The sequence below is a fragment of the Tessaracoccus pujii genome, assembly GCF_054483895.1.
In genome coordinates this window covers 2,756,611-2,775,283 of sequence record NZ_CM137012.1, presented here as the reverse complement: position 1 = coordinate 2,775,283, position 18,673 = coordinate 2,756,611, and the positions used below count along the sequence as shown (strand labels likewise).

Sequence of the window (18,673 nt, the reverse complement as noted above, 5' to 3'; positions counted from 1 at the left end):
TAGACTTTCGGACAGCCTGAAGGAGACTCCTGTGAGCCCCACGCCCCGCCCGACGCGGCCGACGATCTACGACGTCGCCCGCGAGGCCGGCGTGTCCAAGTCGCTGGTGTCGCTCGTGCTCAACGACTCAGACCTGGTGGCCGCGGCCAAGCGCACAGCCGTCCTGGAGGCCATCGACAAGCTCGGTTACCGCCGTAGCCGCGCCGCCGCCAATCTCGCGAGCAAGCGGACCAAGACGGTGGGCCTCATCATCGACGACTTCCAGAACCCCTGGTTCGTCGAGGTGCTGCGCGGGCTCCGTGCCGCGCTGGGCCCGGAGGGGATGCACGTCGCCATCCGCGAGCAGCACGAGGTGGGCGGCGCTCTGGTCAACGCCGTCGACGGCTTCCTCGACAACCAGGTCGACGCGCTGGTCATCGCTGCGGAACCGGGCCGCCAGCTCCCGGATCTGGGGATCCCGACCGTCGTCGAGGGGACGCGTCTGCACGACGTCACCGGCGCGGACCACGTGGTCAGCGATCAGGAGCTGGGGGTGCGTCTCCTCATGCAGCACCTGCATTCACTAGGGCATGAACGCATCGGGCACGTCACCGGCCAGGGTGGCGCCGCCGCCAAGCGTCGCGAGGCGTACCTGGAGTTCATGGGCTCCATCGGGCAGGAACCGCGCGTGGCGGGCCAGCCCAACCCCACCAACGAGGACGGCGGGTACGCGGGCACCGTCGAGCTGCTGCGTCGCCACCCGGACGTCACCGCCGTCTTCGCGGCCAACGACACCATGGCCCTCGGCGCGCGTGCCGCGCTCCGCGAGGTGGGTCGCGAGGTGCCTGCCGACGCCGCGCTGATCGGCTACGACAACTCCCAGTTCGCGCGCAGCCGCTTCCTCGACCTCACCACCGTCGACAACCGCGGCTTCGACGTCGGCGTGGCGTGTGGGGAACTCATCCTGCGCCGGCTGGCGGATCCGGAGGCTTCCGTCCAGTCGGTGGTCATCCCCAGCCGCCTCGTGGTGCGATCGTCGTCCGTGACGGTCCCCCGCCCCTCGGCTCCCTGAGGCGCGCCGGCGAGCCCGACCGTCTACCTGGCGAGGTCGGCATCGCCAAGCGACCGCCACCGTCTCGAAGGGTTGGGGACCCTGGTGAGCACAGCCTTCATCGCTGACACAGTGCCTGACAAACATCTCCTTGCAACTTGGAGCGCTCCATACTACCATCGAAATGTCAGTACATCCAGCTTCACCGGAGAGGCGATCCCATGGGCGTCGCAGCCAGCCAGGCGGTCCCCCACCCCCCACACGTGCCCGTCCTCCTGGACCGGGCGAGCTCGGTCCCGCTGTACCAGCAGCTCTACGACCAGCTGGCCGCCGCGATCCTCGACGGCCGGCTGATGCCGGGGGAACGCTTCGAGCAGGAGCTGTCGCTGGCTGAGCGCCTCGGGCTGTCCCGGCTGACCATCCGCCGCACCATGGCCGAACTGGTCAACCACGGCCTGCTCGTCCGGGGGCGGGGACTCGGCACCGTCGTGGCCCACCGGAGCCTCGAGCGGCGCGGCGGGCTCTCCAGCCTCCACGGCGACCTCATTGCCGCGGGACGCACGCCATCCACCCGCCTGCTGGTCATGGAGTACCCCGTCCTCGACGAACGAGCCGCCCATCAGCTTCGCGCCGGGACAAAGACCCCACTGCTCCACCTCGAGAGACTGCGTTTCGTCGACGGCGCGCCACTGGCCATCCTGCGGAACTGGCTGCCGCCGTCGGGTTCGGCGGTGAGGTTCTCGGACCTGGAATTGCACGGGCTCTACCCGACGCTTCGCCGGCACGGGATCAATCCCCAGCTCGCCAGCCAGACGATCGGGTCGCGACGCGCCACCCCCGGCGAGCGCGAACTGCTCAAGCTCGGCACTTCGGACCCCGTGCTCACCATGACCCGGCTCAGTTTCGACGAGGTGGGCCGGCCCGTCGAGCTCGGCGAGCACACCTACCGCGCGGACCGCTACGAGTTCGACCTCACCGTCCGCGCCGGACAGGACGGCGCCCTGCGAGCCGACACCCTGCCTCACTAGACCTTGGGCACTGTCACCGTCCACGCGCGACAACGGGCCGCCGGCCTCATGCCGGCGACCCGTGTCTGTGAGGGGGTGGGGTCAGAGCGCCAGACCCAGCCCAGACAGCAGGCGGTTCAGCAGGGCACTGATACCGTTCAGCGCGCCGCCACCGTTGTTGTCGAGCAGACCAGCGACCGCACACACAAGGTTGCCCAGGAGGTTCCCTGCGCCCGTCACCCCCGTGATGTCGAGCTCCACCTCGTTGAGATCGACAACCAGGCCGAGCACGTCAAGGTGAAGGGGCCCGAGGTCCAGGTCGAGCACGGTGCACGCGTCGTTGGCCTCCAGACCGACAATGTCAGCCACGAAGCCGGCGCTGCCGTCGGGGATGCCCTCGCCGGTGATGGTGCCCGACAACTGGAGCACGTCGCCGACGCGCTCGACGGCCAGATCGGAGATGGTTCCGCTAAAAGCGCCGACGGTGCGGATGGTTCCGTCAACCTGAAGTAGGTCCTGTGCAGGGGCATTCGGGGACCCGACCGGCGGGGCTGCGTAGGCGACGGTGGCCAAGGCGGGAGCGCCGATCAGCGCGCCCGACAAGGCGCCTGCGATCACGATCGAGCTGAGGCGCTTCTTGATTGAGGCGTTCATGGATGAGTCCTTTCCTAGATGCGGATCGTCACCTCTGAATTACCCACAAGAGTTTGGTACTAAACATCGCCCCCTCCCCCGGGCGGATGTGATCCCTCATGCGGGGCGCCGCGAGAGGCATGTCCCGCGGTCCAGGTGCGCACGCCGAGCCGTAGGACGGCCTCCCCCAGTGACAGGCCCGGCAATCAGTGTCAGAAGTCAAGGGGATCGGCGCCAGTTGATTCATGGCGGTCCGCCGTGAGCCGCTGCAGAGTAGCGTCGGCACCACACAGCCTGGGATGGGTGAGATGTCAGACCTTGTCGCCGTCATCGGCTTCGTAGCCTGTGCCACCGCGATCTTCGTCGCCGGGGGTCGGCTGTCGCGCTACGGCGACCGCATCGCGGACCTCAGTGGCTGGGGCAGCGCGTGGGTGGGCCTCATCCTCATGGCGTCGGTGACGTCCCTGCCCGAACTCATCGTCGGTGTCAGCTCCTCGGCCCTCGTCGGCTCGGCGGACCTCGCCGTGGGCGATGTGCTCGGCAGCTGCGCGATCAACCTTCTCATCCTGGCCAGCCTCGACATCTTCGTCCCGTCCCGCCGACGACTCTTCGCCGTCGCCTCCCCCTCGCATGTGCTGGCAGCAGCGCTGGGCATCGTGCTGCTCGCCACCGTGGGGATCGGCCTCCTGACCGGGGACTCACTGGCGCTCACCCCATGGATCGGCCTCTCATCGCTGGTGTTCCTGGGGCTCTACCTGGGCTCGGTCCGCCTCATCTTCCGCCACGCAAGGGGCATCCCCCCCGACCCCAGCGTGCAGCCGCCACTGGACGAGACCCTGGGCCCGCGCGACGCCGCGACCGCCGGCCTCAGCCTCCGCCAGGTGGTCGCCCGGTACGCGTGGTTCGCCGGCATCGTCGTGGTGGCGGCCGTCCTTCTGCCGCCGGCTGCCGAGGTGATCGCGCGGATGTCCGGGCTCGAGGAGTCCTACGTCGGCACCGTGTTCCTCGCGTTGTCGACGTCGCTGCCGGAGTTGGCCGTGTCGCTCGCCGCCATCCGGATGGGTGCCATCGACCTGGCAGTGGGCAACATCCTGGGCTCCAACCTGTTCAACATCCTCATCCTGGCCATCGACGACGTGGCCTACACCGACGGACTCCTCCTCGCCGATGCCTCCCCCAGCCATCTCTTCACGGTGATGACCACCATCGCGATGTCGGCGATCGCGATCATCGGGCTCACCAACCCGCCCTCCCGCGGCAAAAGGTTCCTCCTGGCAGGAGACGCGGCCCTCATGCTCGTGGTCTACGCGGGCAACGCGGTCATGCTGGTCACGCTCCAGCCGCAGTAGGCCTGCCGCGCGCCGGCTTCCCGGCGGCGATTGCTCCTCTCGGGAGCAGCGCCCCGATGCCCTGTCTGGGATGCACCGATGTGTCTCTGGGTTCCGGCCTCAGGCGAGTGAGCCGGCGCGGGCCCGCACCTTCCGGCTCGCCTCTGCCAGCCGCCAGATCAACGGGGTGAAGATCAGCTGCATGGCCAGGTGCATCTTCCCGCCCGGAACGACGATGCTGTTGGCGCGGGACATGAAGGACCCGTCGATCATCGACAGCAGGTAGGGAAAATCGATGCCGCGGGGATCCGCGAACCGAATCACCACCATCGACTCGTCCAGCGTCGGGATCCACCCCGCGATGAAGGGGTTCGACGTGTCCACCACCGGGACCCGCTGGAAGTTGATGTGGGTGTTGGAGAACTGCGGGCAGATGAAGTGCACGTAGTCGGGCATCCGGCGCAGGATGGTGTCGGTGACCGCCTCCGTCGAGTAGCCGCGCTTGCTGCGGTCGCGGTGCAGCTTCTGGATCCACTCGAGGTTGATGATCGGCACCACCCCGATGCGCAGGTCGACGTGCCTGGCGACGTCGACGGTGTCCGTGCGGACGGCGCCGTGCAGCCCCTCGTAATAGAGGAGGTCCGTGCCCCCAGGGAGGTCGCGCCACGGGGTGAAGGTGCCGGGCGCCTGCCCGTACAGGCGGGCCTCGTCGTCGTCGTGGACGTACTGGCGGACCTTACCGGCGCCGGTTCGGCCATACTCCGCGAACAACTCCTCCAGTTCGGCGAAGAGGTTCGCCTCCGGCCCGAAATGACTGGGTGCGCTCTCGCCGGCCTCGGCGTACACCTTCTTCATCTCCTCCCTGTCGTAGCGGTGGAAGGAGTCACCATGGACGACGGACGACGTGATCGACTCCCGGGCAAAGATCTGCGCGAAGGTCTCGGTGACGGTGGTCGTCCCGGCTCCCGAGGAGCCCGTGATGGCGACGATGGGATATCTCTCGGACACGTCCGCTCCTAAGGCTCGATGAACAACGTGCGGTTGTGAAACAGCGGATACGACGCCCCTTCGTCAAGGCCCTGCTCGTGTTCGGCGAAGTACCTCTCCACGCGGGCCACTTCGCCTGCCTCGCCCAGGAAGATGGGGAGGCGTTGGGTCAGCGAGGTGGGCACCACGTCCAGAATCCGCTGCGTTGCCGTCGTGGCCGCCCCGCCGGCCTGTTCCGCCAGGAATGCCAGGGGCGCCGCGTTGTGCATCAGCGGCATGCCCCACAAGCCGGTGCGACGTCCGGTATCGGGCACCATGAACAGGCCTCCGTTGACCAGAATTCGGAACGCACCGATGACCGCGGACGCGTTCCAACGCATCCTGAAGTCGCGGCCGCGCGGACCATCGGCTCCACGGAGGCACTCGTCCACGTAGCGCTTGGTGGGCGCCGGCCAGTGCCGGGCATCCGAGGGGTTGATCGCGAAGCTGTCCGACAGACCCGGGATCGTCATCCGCGCGTCGGTCAGCACGAAGTTGCCGACGTCGCGGTCCAGCGTGAAGCGGTCCGCTCCCCTGCCCGTGGTGAGGACCAGGACTGTGCTGGGGCCGTAGAGCCCGATGCCGGCGGCCATCTGTCGGGATCCTGGCTGCAGGAAGTCGCTCTCGGCACACGCACCGACGCCCTCCGGACGCTCCAGGATGGAGAAGGCGAGACCCACGGTCTGGTTCTCGCAGAGGTTCACCGATCCGTGCAGCGCCTCGAACAGCAGCAGATACCGGCCGCGCGGTGAGCCCGAGATCGGGTGGATGCTGGGGTCTCCCGCGATGGACACGGCGGCCAACTGCTCGATCCCCGCCACCTGCTCGAGCAGGATCCGGGTGGCGAGGCGACGCAGGCCCCGGTGGAGCGCCCCGTGCTCGCCCTGGCCCTGCTGAGCGAGGGCGCCCAAGGCCAACTGGCCCCGGCTCACCATGGCGGCGGTGAGCTTCACCGACACCGCTATCGCGCTGAGGATGTGGGCATGGCCGTCGTCGCCCGAGTCGTGGAGATCAAGGAGGTACTGGGTGAACGTCCGTGGCGCCATGTCGGTCTCCTCAGGACCTGGGAGTCACCGGGTGCCGACGCCGAGGGCACGGCGCCATCCGGGGTAGAGGAGATCCGCGTCGGCCGGGAATGACTCGAACGCCCGGGCGAACTCGCGATGATCGACCGCCCACTCGATCGGATCGGCACCTGCCGCCCAGCACTCGTGCGCCTGCCGCAGCGACCTGCCCCCGGCGCCGGCGCCGTCGAGGTGCCCGTACGCGCCGCCCCCGGCGGTGTTGATGACGTTGGCGTGGCCGAGGTTTTCGAAGAAGCCCGGCAGCCGGAGCGCGTTCATGCCACCGGACACGATGGGGGTGGTGGGGCGCATCCCGTGCCAGTCCTGGTGGAAGGCCGGTCCCTGGTACTGGTCCCGCTCGCAGATGTAGGCGATGGCGCGATCATCCCGGGCACCCTCCATCTTCCCGTACCCCATCGTGCCGACGTGCATGCCCGACGCGCCCTGCAGCCGCGACATCTTCGCCAGCACGTAGGCGGTGTATCCCCGCTTCGAGCTGGGTGAGGTGACGGCCCCGTGACCTGCGCGGTGATAGTGCAGGAACTGGCGCGCGAAGTAGCGTCGCGCTGTCGTCACCGCACCCGGTCCCCCGACATAGCCATCGACGAGGAACGCCACCTTGTCCGCATCCGGACCGAACGCCTGCAGGATGAACTCGCCTCGGGCGATCATCTCGGCGTGGTCATCGGCGGTGATGTTGGCGCTGAACAGCTTCGCCTCGCCCGTGTCGTCCATCGCCCGCTTCATGGCGTCGTAGACCAGCGGGATGGTGGTTTTCATCGGCGAGAACACCTGGTTGCCCTGCGGTTCGTCGTTCTTGATGAAGTCGCCGCCCAGCCAGAACTCGTAGGCCGCCTGCGCGAACGGCTCCGGACGTAGGCCCAGCTTGGGCTTGATGATGGTGCCGGCGATGTAGCCGCCGTCGGTGACCGGCCGGCCCAGGATGCGCCAGAGCTCCGAGATGCCGACAGCCGGCCCGTCGAACAGGTTGATCGCCGCGCGCGGGACGTAGAAGTCGTACATCTTCGCGTACTCGATGTCGCCCATCCCCTGGTTGTTCCCGATGGTCAGGGTGAGGAACGAGACCATCATCATCCTGCCGTCGATGATGTTGCGGTCGAACAGATCTATCGGATAGGCGATCCGCATGTCCTCGGCGGCCTCGTCGATGTGATAGACGAGGGCGTCGAGGCCCTTGGTGAAGTCATCGGTGGTGGACACCTCGACGTTGGTCCCGGTAGACGACTCGGCGGCGAAGTGGGCGGCGGCCTCAAGGTAAGAACCGGACTTCGGCTTCATCGTGTACGCGCACAGGATGTGCCGACCTCCGGCGATGAGGTCCTCCTCCAGGAGGCTGAGATCTGCGTAGCGGGATGACTGGTCCACGATGACTCCTCGGTTGGGGGATGAGAGAGGGGTGCCGTCCGGGCCGCACTGGGCTGTGCGGCGGAGCGCCGTCGTTGGCGCCTATGCAGCAAGAGTGCGGCCCACATCCGCGATCGGATGCCTCGACCGCAGCTATGTGCGGACCTGACGGGTGAAAGCCGCACGCATTCTCAGCGCAGTCCTTCGCCTGGCGCGGGCCAGGTGGCGGGAGTGCCGACATGGTGACCCATGTGGGTGGATCGCGATCGAGTGGCGGCCGTGTGGTCTCCGGTCGCCTGGATGCCGTAGCGTCCGGACCGTGTTCCGCGCACCGCGGAGACCAGGAGGAACCAGTGACACGACCCACCCGACGCCTCGTGCTCGTCGTACGCGCAGATCCCGTGATCTGTGGCCACGCCGGCGAGGCACGCAACCTGGCCGAGGCGGCCATCGATCACGGCTTCGACGATGTGCGCATCCTCAGCTGGCCCCTGGAGCGGCTCATCGAATCGGGGCTGCCGCTGAAGCCGCTCGATTCGATCGAGCCCTATCGGGACGGCATCACCGTGGAGCGTCCCGGTCCCGTGGGCAACTACAAGGTGATCGACGGGCGCTACCTCGCTGGACTCACCGGGCGGCTGTTCGAGTTGTTCACCGACGGCGTCCCCACCGTGTGCATGTCGCTGTATCTCAGCCCGCACGCCGTGGCGGTCGACGATGCCCTGCGCGCGGCGCACCGCTCCGGCCTGCCGGTGCGCGTGGTCACCATCGCCGAGGCCGTCGGCTCGGACGTCACCAACGTGGTGCGCAACTGCATCGAGTCCGGCCGCTACGGCGCCGCCGCCCACCTGCTGACCGTCTACCTCGCCAACGACCTGTGCGTAGCGGTCTCCGAGTACACGCGTGACCTCATCGTCAGCGAGGCCGCCCTCCTCGATGCGCGTCACGGCACCAACTTCGCCCAACAGTGCCGCCGAAAGATCGCCATCTCCTACCCGGCCATCAACGCGCGACAGTTCACCGACGTCAGCGCGCAGGACACGGATGCGGCCCTGGCCGCACGGGGACTGGAGCGAGGCCAGTACGCCCTCTTCCTGTCCCGGCTGAGCGAAGCGAAGGGCGTCGACGACCTCATCGAGGGTTTCGCGCGCAGCGCTGCCAGCGGTCGCGTGCGCCTGGTGATCGCGGGGAACGGTCCGGAGGCCCCACGCCTGCGGGAGGTCGCGGCGACTTCGCCCGCGGCTGACCGGATCCTCTTCCTCGACGACGTCAGTGACGGCGAGCGTTCCCACCTCATGGCCGGCAGCGCGGCGTTCGTGCTGCCCAGCAAGCCCATCCCCGAGTTCGTCGAGACGTTCGGCATCGCCCTGGTGGAGAGCATGCTCGCGGGCGGCGGGCCCGTCATCACCACCTCCACGGGCGGCATCGGCGAAGCGGTCGGCGACTGCGCGCTGCTCATCGGGGTGGAAGACCCCGCCGGGATCGCGGCAGCCCTCGATCACGCCATTCTCGTGATGACCGACGAGGAACGGTCCACCCTCGCGGAGCGTGCTCTGGAGCACGCCATGCAGTTCGACCGCACAGCGGTCTACGAGCGGCTGCTCGCCCGGACGCCGGCACCCTGACGCGGGCATCGATCATCCTCGGAGACAGAAAACCCGCGTCGATCGACGCGGGTTTTCTTGTGGTGGGCCTAACTGGACTTGAACCAGTGACCTCTGCCTTATCAGGGCAGCGCTCTAACCGTCTGAGCTATAGGCCCGTTCACCGACGCCAAACTCTAGCGCACCGGTTCGCGGCTCGGCAAACCGGGGACGACGGGGTCAGTCCTCCGCGAGGGTGACCTCCAAGCCACCCATGACGGTGGCGGCGAGGTTGTACAGGAACGCGAAGAGCGTGGCCACCGCCGTGATGATGACGACGTCCACCGCCGCGACCACCGTGGCGAACCCCAGCACGCGCGTCATGCTCAGCAGGTCCGCGATGTTGAACGCCGTGTCCTGGTCACCGATGAGGGTGTTGATGAATGCGTTGGCCGACTCCAGCGCCCCCGAGCCGGCGAGCACCGACCACAGCACGAACGCCGCGACCACCATCATCACGCCGAACGCGATGGAGAACAGGAACGTGGTCTTCATGACGGACCACGGGTCGATGCGCGACAACCGCAGCCGCGCCTTGCGCGTACGGCGACTCGCCCGCGTCGCGGGCGTGACCACCGAGGACTCTGATCCCTCCACCCGCTCGAACGTGGCCGCACGCGACGGCGTGGTCACCACGGGCGGAACCACAGCCCCCGGCTCCACGGGCGGCCCGGTGAGCGTGGCGGGGGGGCGGGAGACGGCATCGGCCACGACCACCTTCGCCTTCGACGCCCACTCCTGGGCAACCCTCGCCGCGCGCCCGGCGACGGCCGGGATGGTCCTGGTGTCATTGGCGGCGTCAGCGGTGGTGGCATCGGTCGGTCCGCCGTCGTCCGCGGCCGCGGGGGTCGGCGAGAAGGCCGGCCCAGCGTGCGCGGGAGTGACCGACGGCTCGTCGGTGGTGGCCCCGCTTCCGGCCGGGGCAGGGACACTGCCGTTCATCGAGGGCGGCGAGGGCTGCTCCCGGTTCCCCTCGGGTGGGCGCTGGGCAGAGAAGTCGAGGCCCGGTGCCCCGGAGGCGGATGGCCAGCGCGGCGGGTTCTCACTCATCAGCGCCCTCCTCGGTGTTCGGCTCCTGCGTCACCTGACTGGCGTCGCTGCCTCCTACCGTACCCTCTGGGTCCTCCGTCGAGACCTCTTCGATCTCGCCGTAGGCGTCGTCGAAGGCCTCCACATCATCGTCTGCCGCGGAGTCGTCCGCGGCGGCAGCCTCGGCAGCGACCTCCGCTTCCGGGTACAGCGCGATGGCGCCCACGGCGTCGTCGCCCTTGACCCCGACGAACTTGACGCCCATGGTGTCGCGGCCCTTGACCGGCACGCCCGCCACCGCGGACCTCGTCACCTGGCCCGAGACCTTGATGGCCAGCACCTCGTCCGCCTCGCCGACGATGAGCCCGCCCACCAGGGAGCCGCGATCCTCGTTGAGGCGCATCGCCTTGATGCCCAGGCCCCCGCGACCCTGCTGACGGTACGAGTCCACGGCGGTGCGCTTCGCGAAGCCGCCGTCGGTGACCGTGAACACGAACTGGCCCTCGAGGTCGTCGTCGGCCCGCAGTACGGCCATGGACAGGAGTTCGTCTCCGTGGCGGAACTTCATCCCGGTGACGCCCGAGGTGGCGCGCCCCATGGGCCGCAGCTGCGAGTCGTCGGCCTGGAAACGGATGGCCTGCCCCTTGCGGGAGATCAGCAGCACGTCGTCTTTGGAACTGACCAGCGACGCGCCGATGAGCTCGTCGGACTCCTCGCGGAAATTGACGGCGATGACGCCCGCCTGCCGCGGCGAGTCGTACGCCTTGAGCTCGGTCTTCTTCACCAGGCCGTGCTTGGTGGCCAACAACAGGTACTCGGCGTCCTCGTAGCTGCGGATCGCCAGCACCTGCGCGATCCGCTCCTCCGGCAGGAAGCTCAGCAGGCCGGCCACGTGCCCGCCCTTGGCGTCGCGGCCCGCCTCCGGCAACTGCCAGGCCTTCGTCCGGTAGACGCGGCCGAAGTTGGTGAAGAACAGCAGCCACTGGTGGTTGGTGGTCATGAAGAGGTGCTGCACCTCGTCGTCGGCCCGCAGCGTGGCGCCGCGGACGCCCTTGCCGCCGCGCTTCTGCACGCGGTACTGATCCGCGCGCGTGCGCTTGGCGTACCCGCCGTGCGTGATGGTGACCACCACGTCCTCGTCGGGGATGAAGTCCTCCTCGGAGAAGTCACCGTCCGCCGCGACGATCCGGGTCCGCCTGTCGTCGCCGTACTTGTCGACGATCTCCTGCAGCTCGGTGGCGATGATGGTGCGCTGCCGCTCCTCGTGGGCGAGGATGTGCTTGAGGTCCTCGATCTTCGCCTCGAGGGTCAACAGGTGGTCGATGATCTTCTGCCGCTCGAGCGCGGCGAGCCGGCGCAGCTGCATGTCCAGGATGGCCGTGGCCTGCACCTGGTCGATGTCCAGCAGGTCCATCAGGCCCTCGCGGGCCTCGTCGGTGCTGGGCGAGCGGCGGATGAGCGCGATGACCTCATCCAGCGCGTCCAGGGCCTTCACGTAGCCGCGGTAGATGTGGGCCTGCTTCTCCGCGTCGTCGAGCTGGAACTGGGTGCGTCGACGGATGACGTCCAGCTGGTGCTTGATCCACAGTGAGATGAACTGGTCCAGGCGCAGCGTGCGGGGCACCTCGTCGACGATGGCCAGCATGTTGCAACCGAACGTGTCCTGCAGCGACGTGTGCTTGTACAGGTTGTTCATCACGACGCGCGGCTGGGCGTCGCGCTTGAGCACGATGACGAGGCGCTGGCCGGTGCGGGCGGAGGTGTCGTCGCGGATGTCGGCGATGCCGGTGAGCTTGCCGGCGTTGACCAGGTCCGCGATCCGCTGCGCCAACGCGTCCGGGTTGCACATGTAGGGCAGCTCGGTGATGACGAGGAGCTGACGGCCCTTCGGATCCTCCTCCATGTCCATGACGGCGCGCATCGTCACCGAGCCGCGGCCCGTGCGGTACGCCTCCTCGATGCCGCTGCGGCCCACGATCAGGCCGGCGCCGGGGAAGTCAGGGCCCTGGATGCGGGCCATGGCCGCCTCGAGCAGCTCCTCGCGCGTCGCCTCGGGGTGGGCCAGGGCCCACTGCACCGCGTCGTTGACCTCACGCAGGTTGTGCGAGGGGATGTTGGTGGCCATGCCGACGGCGATGCCGGTGGAGCCGTTGACCAGCAGGTTGGGGAACCGCGCCGGGAGGACGACGGGCTCCTCCTCGCGGTTGTCGTAGTTGGGCTTGAAATCGACGGTATTCTGCTCGATCTCGCGGACCATCTCGACGGCGGGCGGCGCCATCTTGCACTCGGTGTAGCGCATGGCCGCGGCCTTGTCGTTGCCCTGGGAGCCGAAGTTGCCCTGGCCGGTGACCAGCGGAAGGCGCATGGCCCACGGCTGCGCGAGGCGCACGAGGGTGTCATAGATGGCCGTGTCGCCGTGTGGGTGGTAGAGGCCCATGACCTCGCCCACCACGCGGGAGCACTTGTTCCAGCCGCGGTCCGGGCGGTAGCCGCCGTCCCACATCGCGTAGAGCACGCGGCGGTGGACCGGCTTGAGGCCGTCGCGCACGTCCGGCAGGGCGCGCCCGACGATGACGCTCATCGCGTAGTCCAGGTACGAGCGCTGGATCTCCACCTGCAGGTCGATCGGGTCCACCCGGCCGAATGCCGGGGGGATCGGGGTGCCGTCGTCAGCCATGCGTCAGAGAACCTTCCAGGTGGTTGTGGTCGTCGTTCAGTTGTGAGCGAGAGGTGGACCACATGAACTCAGGTGATGCCGGACCGCTCGCGGAGCGAGCCCAGGAACCGCTCCGAAGAGCTTGGTTCCTGGTTGATGAAGTTGTGCGAGCCCAGCAAACCGCTCCGAAGGAGCCTGTTGCTGGCCAGGTTCAGTTGTGAGCGAGAGGTGGACCACAAAAACTCAGGTGATGCCGGACCGCTCGCGGAGCGAGCCCAGCAAACGCTCCGAAGGAGCCTGTTTGCTGGCCATTCAGTTGTGCGAGCGGAGCGAGCTCCTGGTGGGCTCACGGGGCGGAGCCCCGTGAGGGGGGCCCACGGGGGGCTTGCCCCCCGTGTGTTTGCTGGCCATTCAGTTGTGCGAGCGGAGCGAGCTCCTGGTGGCTCACGGGGGCGGAGCCCCGTGAGGGGGGCCCACGGGGGGCCTGCCCCCCGTGCGTTTGCTGGCCATTCAGTTGTGCGAGCGGAGCGAGCTCCTGGTGGCTCACGGGGGCGGAGCCCCGTGAGGGGGGCTCACGGGGGGCTTGCCCCCCGTGCGTTAGATGTCGAGGAAGCGGACGTCGCGGGCGTTGCGCTGGATGAATGTGCGGCGCTGCTCCACGTCCTCACCCATCAGGATCGAGAACATCTGGTCCGCCATGGCGGCGTCGTCGATGGTGACCTGCAGCAGGATCCGCTTGTCCGGGTCCATCGTGGTGTCCCACAGGTCGTCGGCGTTCATCTCACCGAGACCCTTGTAGCGCTGGATGGGGTTGACCTGGGGCAGTTTCTTCCCCTCGGCCAGGCCCTTATCGCGCAGCCCGTCGCGCTCGGTATCGCCGTAGGCCAGCTCATGCGGGGCGTTGCTCCAGCGCAGCCGGAACAGCGGCGGCTGGGCCAGGTACACGTGCCCCGCCTCGATCAGCGGGCGCATGAACCGGAACAGCAGCGTGAGCAGCAACGTGCGGATGTGGGCGCCGTCGACGTCCGCGTCCGCCATGAGGACGAGCTTGTGGTAGCGCAGCTTGTCCAGGTCGAAATCCTCCTGCATGCCGGCGCCGAGGGCGTTGATGATGGCCTCGACCTCCTTGTTGGCGAGGATGCGGTCGATGCGCGCCTTCTCGACGTTGAGGATCTTGCCGCGGATGGGGAGGATGGCCTGCGTTCGGGGGTCGCGGCCGCCGCGGGCCGAGCCGCCGGCGGAATCGCCCTCGACGATGAACAGTTCGCATTCACTGGGGTCTGTGGACTGGCAGTCCACCAGCTTGCCCGGCAGGCCGGAGCCGCCCAGGAGGCCCTTGCGCGAGCGGGCCATGTCGCGCGCCTTGCGGGCGGCGATTCGCGCCGCGGCGGCGGACTGCGACTTGCGCACGATGTCCTTGCCCTCGGCGGGGTTGCGCTCGAACCAGTCGCCCAGGCGGTCGTTGAGGACGCGCTGCACGAACGACTTGGCCTCGGTGTTGCCCAGCTTGGTCTTGGTCTGGCCCTCGAACTGAGGCTCGGCCACCTTGATCGACACGATGGCGGTGAGGCCCTCGCGGATGTCGTCGCCAGAGACCCGGTCCTCGCGCTTCTTGATCAGGCCCCACGACTCGCCCCACCTGTTGACGGTGTTGGTCAGCGCCGTGCGGAAGCCCTCCTCGTGGGTGCCGCCCTCGTGCGTGTTGATGGTGTTGGCGAACGTGTAGACGCTGTTGGTGTAGGACGTGTTCCACTGCATCGCGATCTCCAGGCCCATGCCCTGGTCCGGCGCGTGGGCCTCGACGGCGATGACGGTGGGGTGGATCGCGTCCTTGCCCGAGGACAGGTACTTCACGTAGTCGATGAGGCCGTCCATGTACTGGAACTCGTCGTAGGGGGTGTCCGTCTCGCCCTCGTCGCCCGTGGCCACCTGACGGTCCGCGCGCAGGTCGATCAGTGAGATCCGCAGGCCCTTGTTGAGAAAGGCCATCTCACGGAAGCGGGTCGCGAGCGTGTCGTAGTTGTAGTGCGTGGTCTCGAAGGTCTCCGTGGAGGGGAAGAACGTGATGGTGGTGCCCGTCTCGTCGGTCTCCTCGCGGCGCTCCAGTTCCGTCACCGGGGTGCCGAGGTGGAACTCCTGCTCCCAGCGGTAGCCGTCGCGGCGGACATCGACGATGAGCTTGTCCGACAGCGCGTTGACCACGGAGGAGCCCACGCCGTGCAGGCCGCCCGAAACCTTGTACCCGCCGTCGCCGAACTTTCCGCCGGCATGCAGGACCGTCAGCACCAGCGTGACGGTCGGGATCTTCTCGATGGGGTGTTCCTTGACCGGGATGCCGCGGCCGTTGTCCTTGACCCGGACCCCGCCGTCGTCCAGGAGCTCCACCTCGATGGAATCGCAGTAGCCCGCGAGGGCCTCGTCGACGGAGTTGTCCACAATCTCGTACACAAGGTGGTGAAGGCCGCGCTCGCCGGTGGACCCGATGTACATGCCGGGGCGCTTGCGGACCGCCTCGAGGCCCTCGAGGACCGAGATCTGATCCGCGTCATAGAGGCCGGAGACGGTGTTGTCCGCGGAGTCCTGAAGGCCCTCCATCCGCTCGCTCGGGAGGTACTCCTCGTCCACCTGTACGTCTTCGCTCACTTTGCTCCTGTCCACACAAACGGGCGCCGGACTGGCCGGCGCCGTTGATCGTGCCAATTCTACCCTGACAGCCCAAGTTTCGAGGCATCGCCCACCGCGGACGCGCCACGGGACGCCGGATTTGCGCGATTCGCGACGACGGCGGGGGTCGGGGCAAGGTCCCCTATCCCTCCCGGGGCCGTAGCGCGGCACAACGGCGCCGGTCCTTGAGCCGGATCCCAGTCTCAACCGGCACTGGAACGATCAAACGGGTCTGCCCGGCCGACGAATGCCGGATCAGGCTCGTGGCGGCACGCCGAGAGCCGTGTCCGGCTCAACTCACCTGGCGCGGCGGACGACGGGCGGTGCAGTAGCCTGCCCGCGACAGAGGGAGACGCTCGTGGAGTGGACGTGGGTGGTGGTGGGCGCTGCGGCGCTGGTCATCGGCATCGCCAAGACCAGCTTCGGCGGGCTCGGCTCCCTGGCGGTGGCGCTGCTGGCGCTGACGCTGCCGACGAAGGAGTCCACGGCCGCCGCGCTGCTGCTCCTCATCACCGGAGACATCATCGGCGTCCTGCGCTACCGTCGCTCCGCCGACTGGTCGCTGCTGCGGGCGCTGCTGCCCTCCGTCGTCCCCGGCATCCTGCTTGGCGCCCTGTTCATCCAGTTCGTCGACGACCTCGTGCTGCGACGCTCCATCGGAGCCATCCTGCTGCTGTCGGTGCTGCTGCAACTGGTGCTGTCGACGCTGGCCCGGCGCCGGGCGCCGACACCAGAGCTCGACGCCGGCCCGCCGCATCGGGCGCTGACGATAGGCGCGGGTGTCGCGGCAGGGTTCACGACGATGGCCGCCAACGCGGCCGGCCCCGTCATGGCGGTGTATCTCCAGCTGGCGAAGGTGGAGAAGATGCGCTTCCTCGGCACCTCGGCCTGGTTCTACTTCATCGTCAACGTGGCCAAGACGCCGCTCACCTTCAGCCTGGGGCTGTTCACGCCGCAGGTGATGGTGGCGGTGGCCTGGGGCATCCCTGTGGTGCTGCTGGGCACCGTCATCGGCGTCGCGCTCATCCACCGTGTCCCGCAGCGGACGTTCGACGTCCTGACCCTGCTCACGTCGGTGATCGCGGCCGGAGCGTTGCTGGTCATCTAGCAGGGATCATCGCCGGCCCCGGCTCAGGGCGTCGGGGAGCCCTCGACCGGGTCCGGTACCGGTTCCACCACGGGATCCTCGGCGGGCGGAGGCTCGGGCTCGACGACCGGATCCGGCTCGGGCTGCGACGTGGGTGGCGGAGGCGCCGCCGTCGTGGTCTCGGGAACGGGTTCCTGCGTGGTGGTCGCCGGTGGGGGGGCGGAGGAGGGCGAGGGCTCTGGTTGGGTCACGGATGCGGTGGGCGACGGCGCGGCGCTCGTGACCGGGATGGCCTCGCTGGGGCTCGGCGAATCACTCGGGCTAGGCGACGCGCTCGGGCTTGGCGACGGACTCGCGCTCGGGGACGGGCTGGCGCTCGGCGACGGGCTGGCGCTCGGCGACGGCGACGGGCTGGCGCTCGGCGACAGGGCGACGCTCGGGTTGGGCGAGGCGCTGAGCAGAGGCACCAGGGACGGTGACCCGCTCGGCGACGGGCTGGGGCTGGGGCTCGGGCTGAGCGACGGCAGCGGCGACGGCGACGCGGGGACATCGAAGAACGTCACCGCGCTGAGGTCCACCCGGGAGGGCTGCCCGTTCAGCCACGGCTCGGGGTCCGTGAACTGTCCGTTGACGATGACCTCGAAATGCAGGTGGCATCCGGTGGAGTAGCCCGTGTTACCCACCCGACCCACCCCGTCGAGCGCCTCGACCCTCTGGCCGAGGCTGACGCCGATGGCGCTGAGGTGGTTGTAGGTGGTCACCACGCGGAAACCGGCGATCATGCCGTGGTCGATCTTGACCTGGACCCCGTTGCCGCCCGCCCAACCCGCCTTGACCACCCGACCGTCCGCCGCGGCGCCGACGGGGGTGCCGCACGGTGCTGCCCAGTCCAGGCCGGTGTGCAGCTTCCACACGCGCAGCACAGGGTGGTAGCGCATCCCGAACACGGACGTGCGCCTCCCCATGACGGGCATCGAGAAGAGCTCCCCCGCGGCCCGCTCGCCCAGTGAGCCGATCGCCGGGTCGGCCGGGATGGTCTCCGGTGCCGGTGGGGGTGCCGGCTCCGGCATGCGGGGGCCGTCAAGGGGAAGCACCTCGGGGGTGGGGGCGCTGAACGGATCAAAGGAGAGCGGACGGTCGTCGACCCATTCGCCGTCGACCACCGACCCGTCGACCCATTGGCCGTCGACCACCGACCCGTCGACCATGCCCATGGGCAGCGACGGCGGTTGGGTGAAGGAGGGCGCGGGGGCCACGACGTGGAGGACGGGTTCGATCGGCACGGCCTCAACCGCCGTCAGCGGGTCCTGCCCGTACGTGACGGCTCCTCCGACCAGGGCCGCCGAGACCGCTGCTGCGATCACCGACGACAGCCCTCGAAGCTTCATCCAGTCCCCCGATACCGGTTAGCCCGTGCCTACCCATGGAACCACGTGGGGACAAGAATTGGAAGAAAGTTAGTGTGTTGATTTCAGGCTTTTCTCAGGCGAGCTCTGGTCAGGCTGTGAACTCGACGACGAGACTCACCGAGATCTCGACGTCCTGCGGATCCAGGTTGATCGAGGGGGCGGCCTCCATGCCACGCGACGCCGTCCGGGCGCTGGCCATCGGCATCACTCCCCCGCCCGCGTCCTGCACCGCCACCACCTCGACGGTGCCGCGTCGGGCCGCCGTCGCGATCCACCCGGCGCGCCGTTCGGCGTCGCCGAAAGCGTCGGCCAAGGCCCGCGGCTGCACCTCGTCGAGGGTGGCGTCCCGCAGCCGCCAGTCCAGCCAGCCCACCTGGGCACCCGGGGTGCCGGCCAGCCCGCCCAGGAGGTCTCCCAGAGCAGCGAGGTCGTCGACGACGAACGAACCCCGCACCTCCGCCGTGTGCTGGGCCGGCGTCGGCTGCCCCCACGTGTTGACCGGGGTGGAGGTCCACGAGCGGAGGCCGCTCAACCTGACGTCGCGGACGGTGCCCGACGACGTGGCGCGCTCCAGGCGCACCCGGGCCCCGTCGGTCGCGGCGGCCGTGTCTGCCACCACCGAGCTCCGGTCCGGGCCGGTGAAACCCAGGGTCAGGTTGACCGCGACACACTCAGCGGGGAGCGTGATCCGGCTGGTGCCGGTGACGGTGATGCGCATGCGGCCAGCTTAGG

Annotated in this window: 14 protein-coding genes and 1 tRNA gene; 5 read left to right on the top strand and 10 right to left on the bottom strand. The window is 68.8% G+C overall.

Annotated elements, in window-relative coordinates; genetic code table 11:
• Positions 1–31 precede the first annotated feature (31 nt).
• Together ACX1D0_RS13190 and ACX1D0_RS13185 are read left to right on the top strand one after the other, a co-directional pair.
• Positions 32–1,051 (top strand): LacI family DNA-binding transcriptional regulator, encoded by a 1,020-nt coding sequence (locus tag ACX1D0_RS13190; RefSeq protein ID WP_459018455.1) that lies wholly within the window; start codon positions 32–34, stop codon positions 1,049–1,051.
• Positions 1,052–1,251: 200 nt separating this feature from the next.
• The gene (locus ACX1D0_RS13185; protein ID WP_459018454.1) at positions 1,252–2,058 is read left to right on the top strand and encodes a GntR family transcriptional regulator; all 807 of its coding nucleotides are present in this window, start codon (positions 1,252–1,254) and stop codon (positions 2,056–2,058) included.
• A gap of 81 nt (positions 2,059–2,139) precedes the next feature.
• Here ACX1D0_RS13185 and ACX1D0_RS13180 read toward each other — a convergent pair whose 3' ends face one another.
• The gene (locus ACX1D0_RS13180; RefSeq protein ID WP_459018453.1) at positions 2,140–2,691 is read right to left on the bottom strand and encodes a hypothetical protein; all 552 of its coding nucleotides are present in this window, start codon (positions 2,689–2,691) and stop codon (positions 2,140–2,142) included.
• A 287-nt stretch (positions 2,692–2,978) separates the two neighbouring features.
• On the opposite strand from ACX1D0_RS13180, the gene ACX1D0_RS13175 reads away from it, so the two are divergent.
• A complete protein-coding gene (locus ACX1D0_RS13175; protein WP_459018452.1) occupies positions 2,979–4,019 on the top strand; it encodes a sodium:calcium antiporter in 1,041 nt (346 codons plus the stop codon).
• Between the two features lie 99 nt (positions 4,020–4,118).
• Here ACX1D0_RS13175 and ACX1D0_RS13170 read toward each other — a convergent pair whose 3' ends face one another.
• Genes ACX1D0_RS13170 through ACX1D0_RS13160 form a run of 3 tightly spaced genes read right to left on the bottom strand, consistent with a single transcriptional unit; the run spans position 4,119 to position 7,474 of the window.
• Positions 4,119–5,006: a phosphoribulokinase gene (locus ACX1D0_RS13170; protein ID WP_459018451.1), complete on the bottom strand. Its 888-nt coding sequence runs from the start codon at positions 5,004–5,006 to the stop codon at positions 4,119–4,121.
• A gap of 8 nt (positions 5,007–5,014) precedes the next feature.
• Positions 5,015–6,070, bottom strand: a complete 1,056-nt coding sequence (locus ACX1D0_RS13165; RefSeq protein ID WP_459018450.1) for a class 1 fructose-bisphosphatase — start codon at positions 6,068–6,070, stop codon at positions 5,015–5,017.
• Between the two features lie 24 nt (positions 6,071–6,094).
• Positions 6,095–7,474 (bottom strand): ribulose-bisphosphate carboxylase, encoded by a 1,380-nt coding sequence (locus ACX1D0_RS13160; RefSeq protein WP_459018449.1) that lies wholly within the window; start codon positions 7,472–7,474, stop codon positions 6,095–6,097.
• A 332-nt stretch (positions 7,475–7,806) separates the two neighbouring features.
• Here ACX1D0_RS13160 and ACX1D0_RS13155 point away from each other — a divergent pair, with 332 nt between their 5' ends.
• Positions 7,807–9,078 (top strand): glycosyltransferase, encoded by a 1,272-nt coding sequence (locus ACX1D0_RS13155; RefSeq protein WP_459018448.1) that lies wholly within the window; start codon positions 7,807–7,809, stop codon positions 9,076–9,078.
• A 60-nt stretch (positions 9,079–9,138) separates the two neighbouring features.
• Here the strand turns inward: ACX1D0_RS13155 and ACX1D0_RS13150 are convergent.
• The 4 genes from ACX1D0_RS13150 to gyrB form a co-directional block, all read right to left on the bottom strand.
• A tRNA-Ile gene (locus ACX1D0_RS13150) sits at positions 9,139–9,215 on the bottom strand.
• Between the two features lie 61 nt (positions 9,216–9,276).
• Positions 9,277–10,146: a DUF3566 domain-containing protein gene (locus ACX1D0_RS13145; RefSeq protein ID WP_459018447.1), complete on the bottom strand. Its 870-nt coding sequence runs from the start codon at positions 10,144–10,146 to the stop codon at positions 9,277–9,279.
• Positions 10,139–12,802 (bottom strand): DNA gyrase subunit A, encoded by a 2,664-nt coding sequence (gene gyrA / locus ACX1D0_RS13140; RefSeq protein WP_459018446.1) that lies wholly within the window; start codon positions 12,800–12,802, stop codon positions 10,139–10,141. Before gyrA ends, ACX1D0_RS13145 begins: the two co-directional genes overlap by 8 nt.
• A 576-nt stretch (positions 12,803–13,378) precedes the next feature.
• Positions 13,379–15,376, bottom strand: a complete 1,998-nt coding sequence (gene gyrB / locus ACX1D0_RS13135) for a DNA topoisomerase (ATP-hydrolyzing) subunit B (protein ID WP_459020453.1) — start codon at positions 15,374–15,376, stop codon at positions 13,379–13,381.
• 427 nt (positions 15,377–15,803) lie between these two features.
• Here gyrB and ACX1D0_RS13130 point away from each other — a divergent pair, with 427 nt between their 5' ends.
• Positions 15,804–16,553 (top strand): sulfite exporter TauE/SafE family protein, encoded by a 750-nt coding sequence (locus ACX1D0_RS13130; RefSeq protein WP_459018445.1) that lies wholly within the window; start codon positions 15,804–15,806, stop codon positions 16,551–16,553.
• A gap of 23 nt (positions 16,554–16,576) precedes the next feature.
• Here the strand turns inward: ACX1D0_RS13130 and ACX1D0_RS13125 are convergent, their stop codons facing one another.
• Both ACX1D0_RS13125 and ACX1D0_RS13120 read right to left on the bottom strand, forming a co-directional pair.
• Positions 16,577–17,920, bottom strand: a complete 1,344-nt coding sequence (locus tag ACX1D0_RS13125; RefSeq protein ID WP_459018444.1) for a M23 family metallopeptidase — start codon at positions 17,918–17,920, stop codon at positions 16,577–16,579.
• 109 nt (positions 17,921–18,029) lie between these two features.
• Positions 18,030–18,659 carry an SIMPL domain-containing protein gene (locus ACX1D0_RS13120; RefSeq protein ID WP_459018442.1) on the bottom strand — a complete coding sequence of 210 codons (630 nt, stop codon included), beginning with the start codon at positions 18,657–18,659 and terminating at the stop codon, positions 18,030–18,032.
• Between the last annotated feature and the right edge of the window lie 14 nt (positions 18,660–18,673).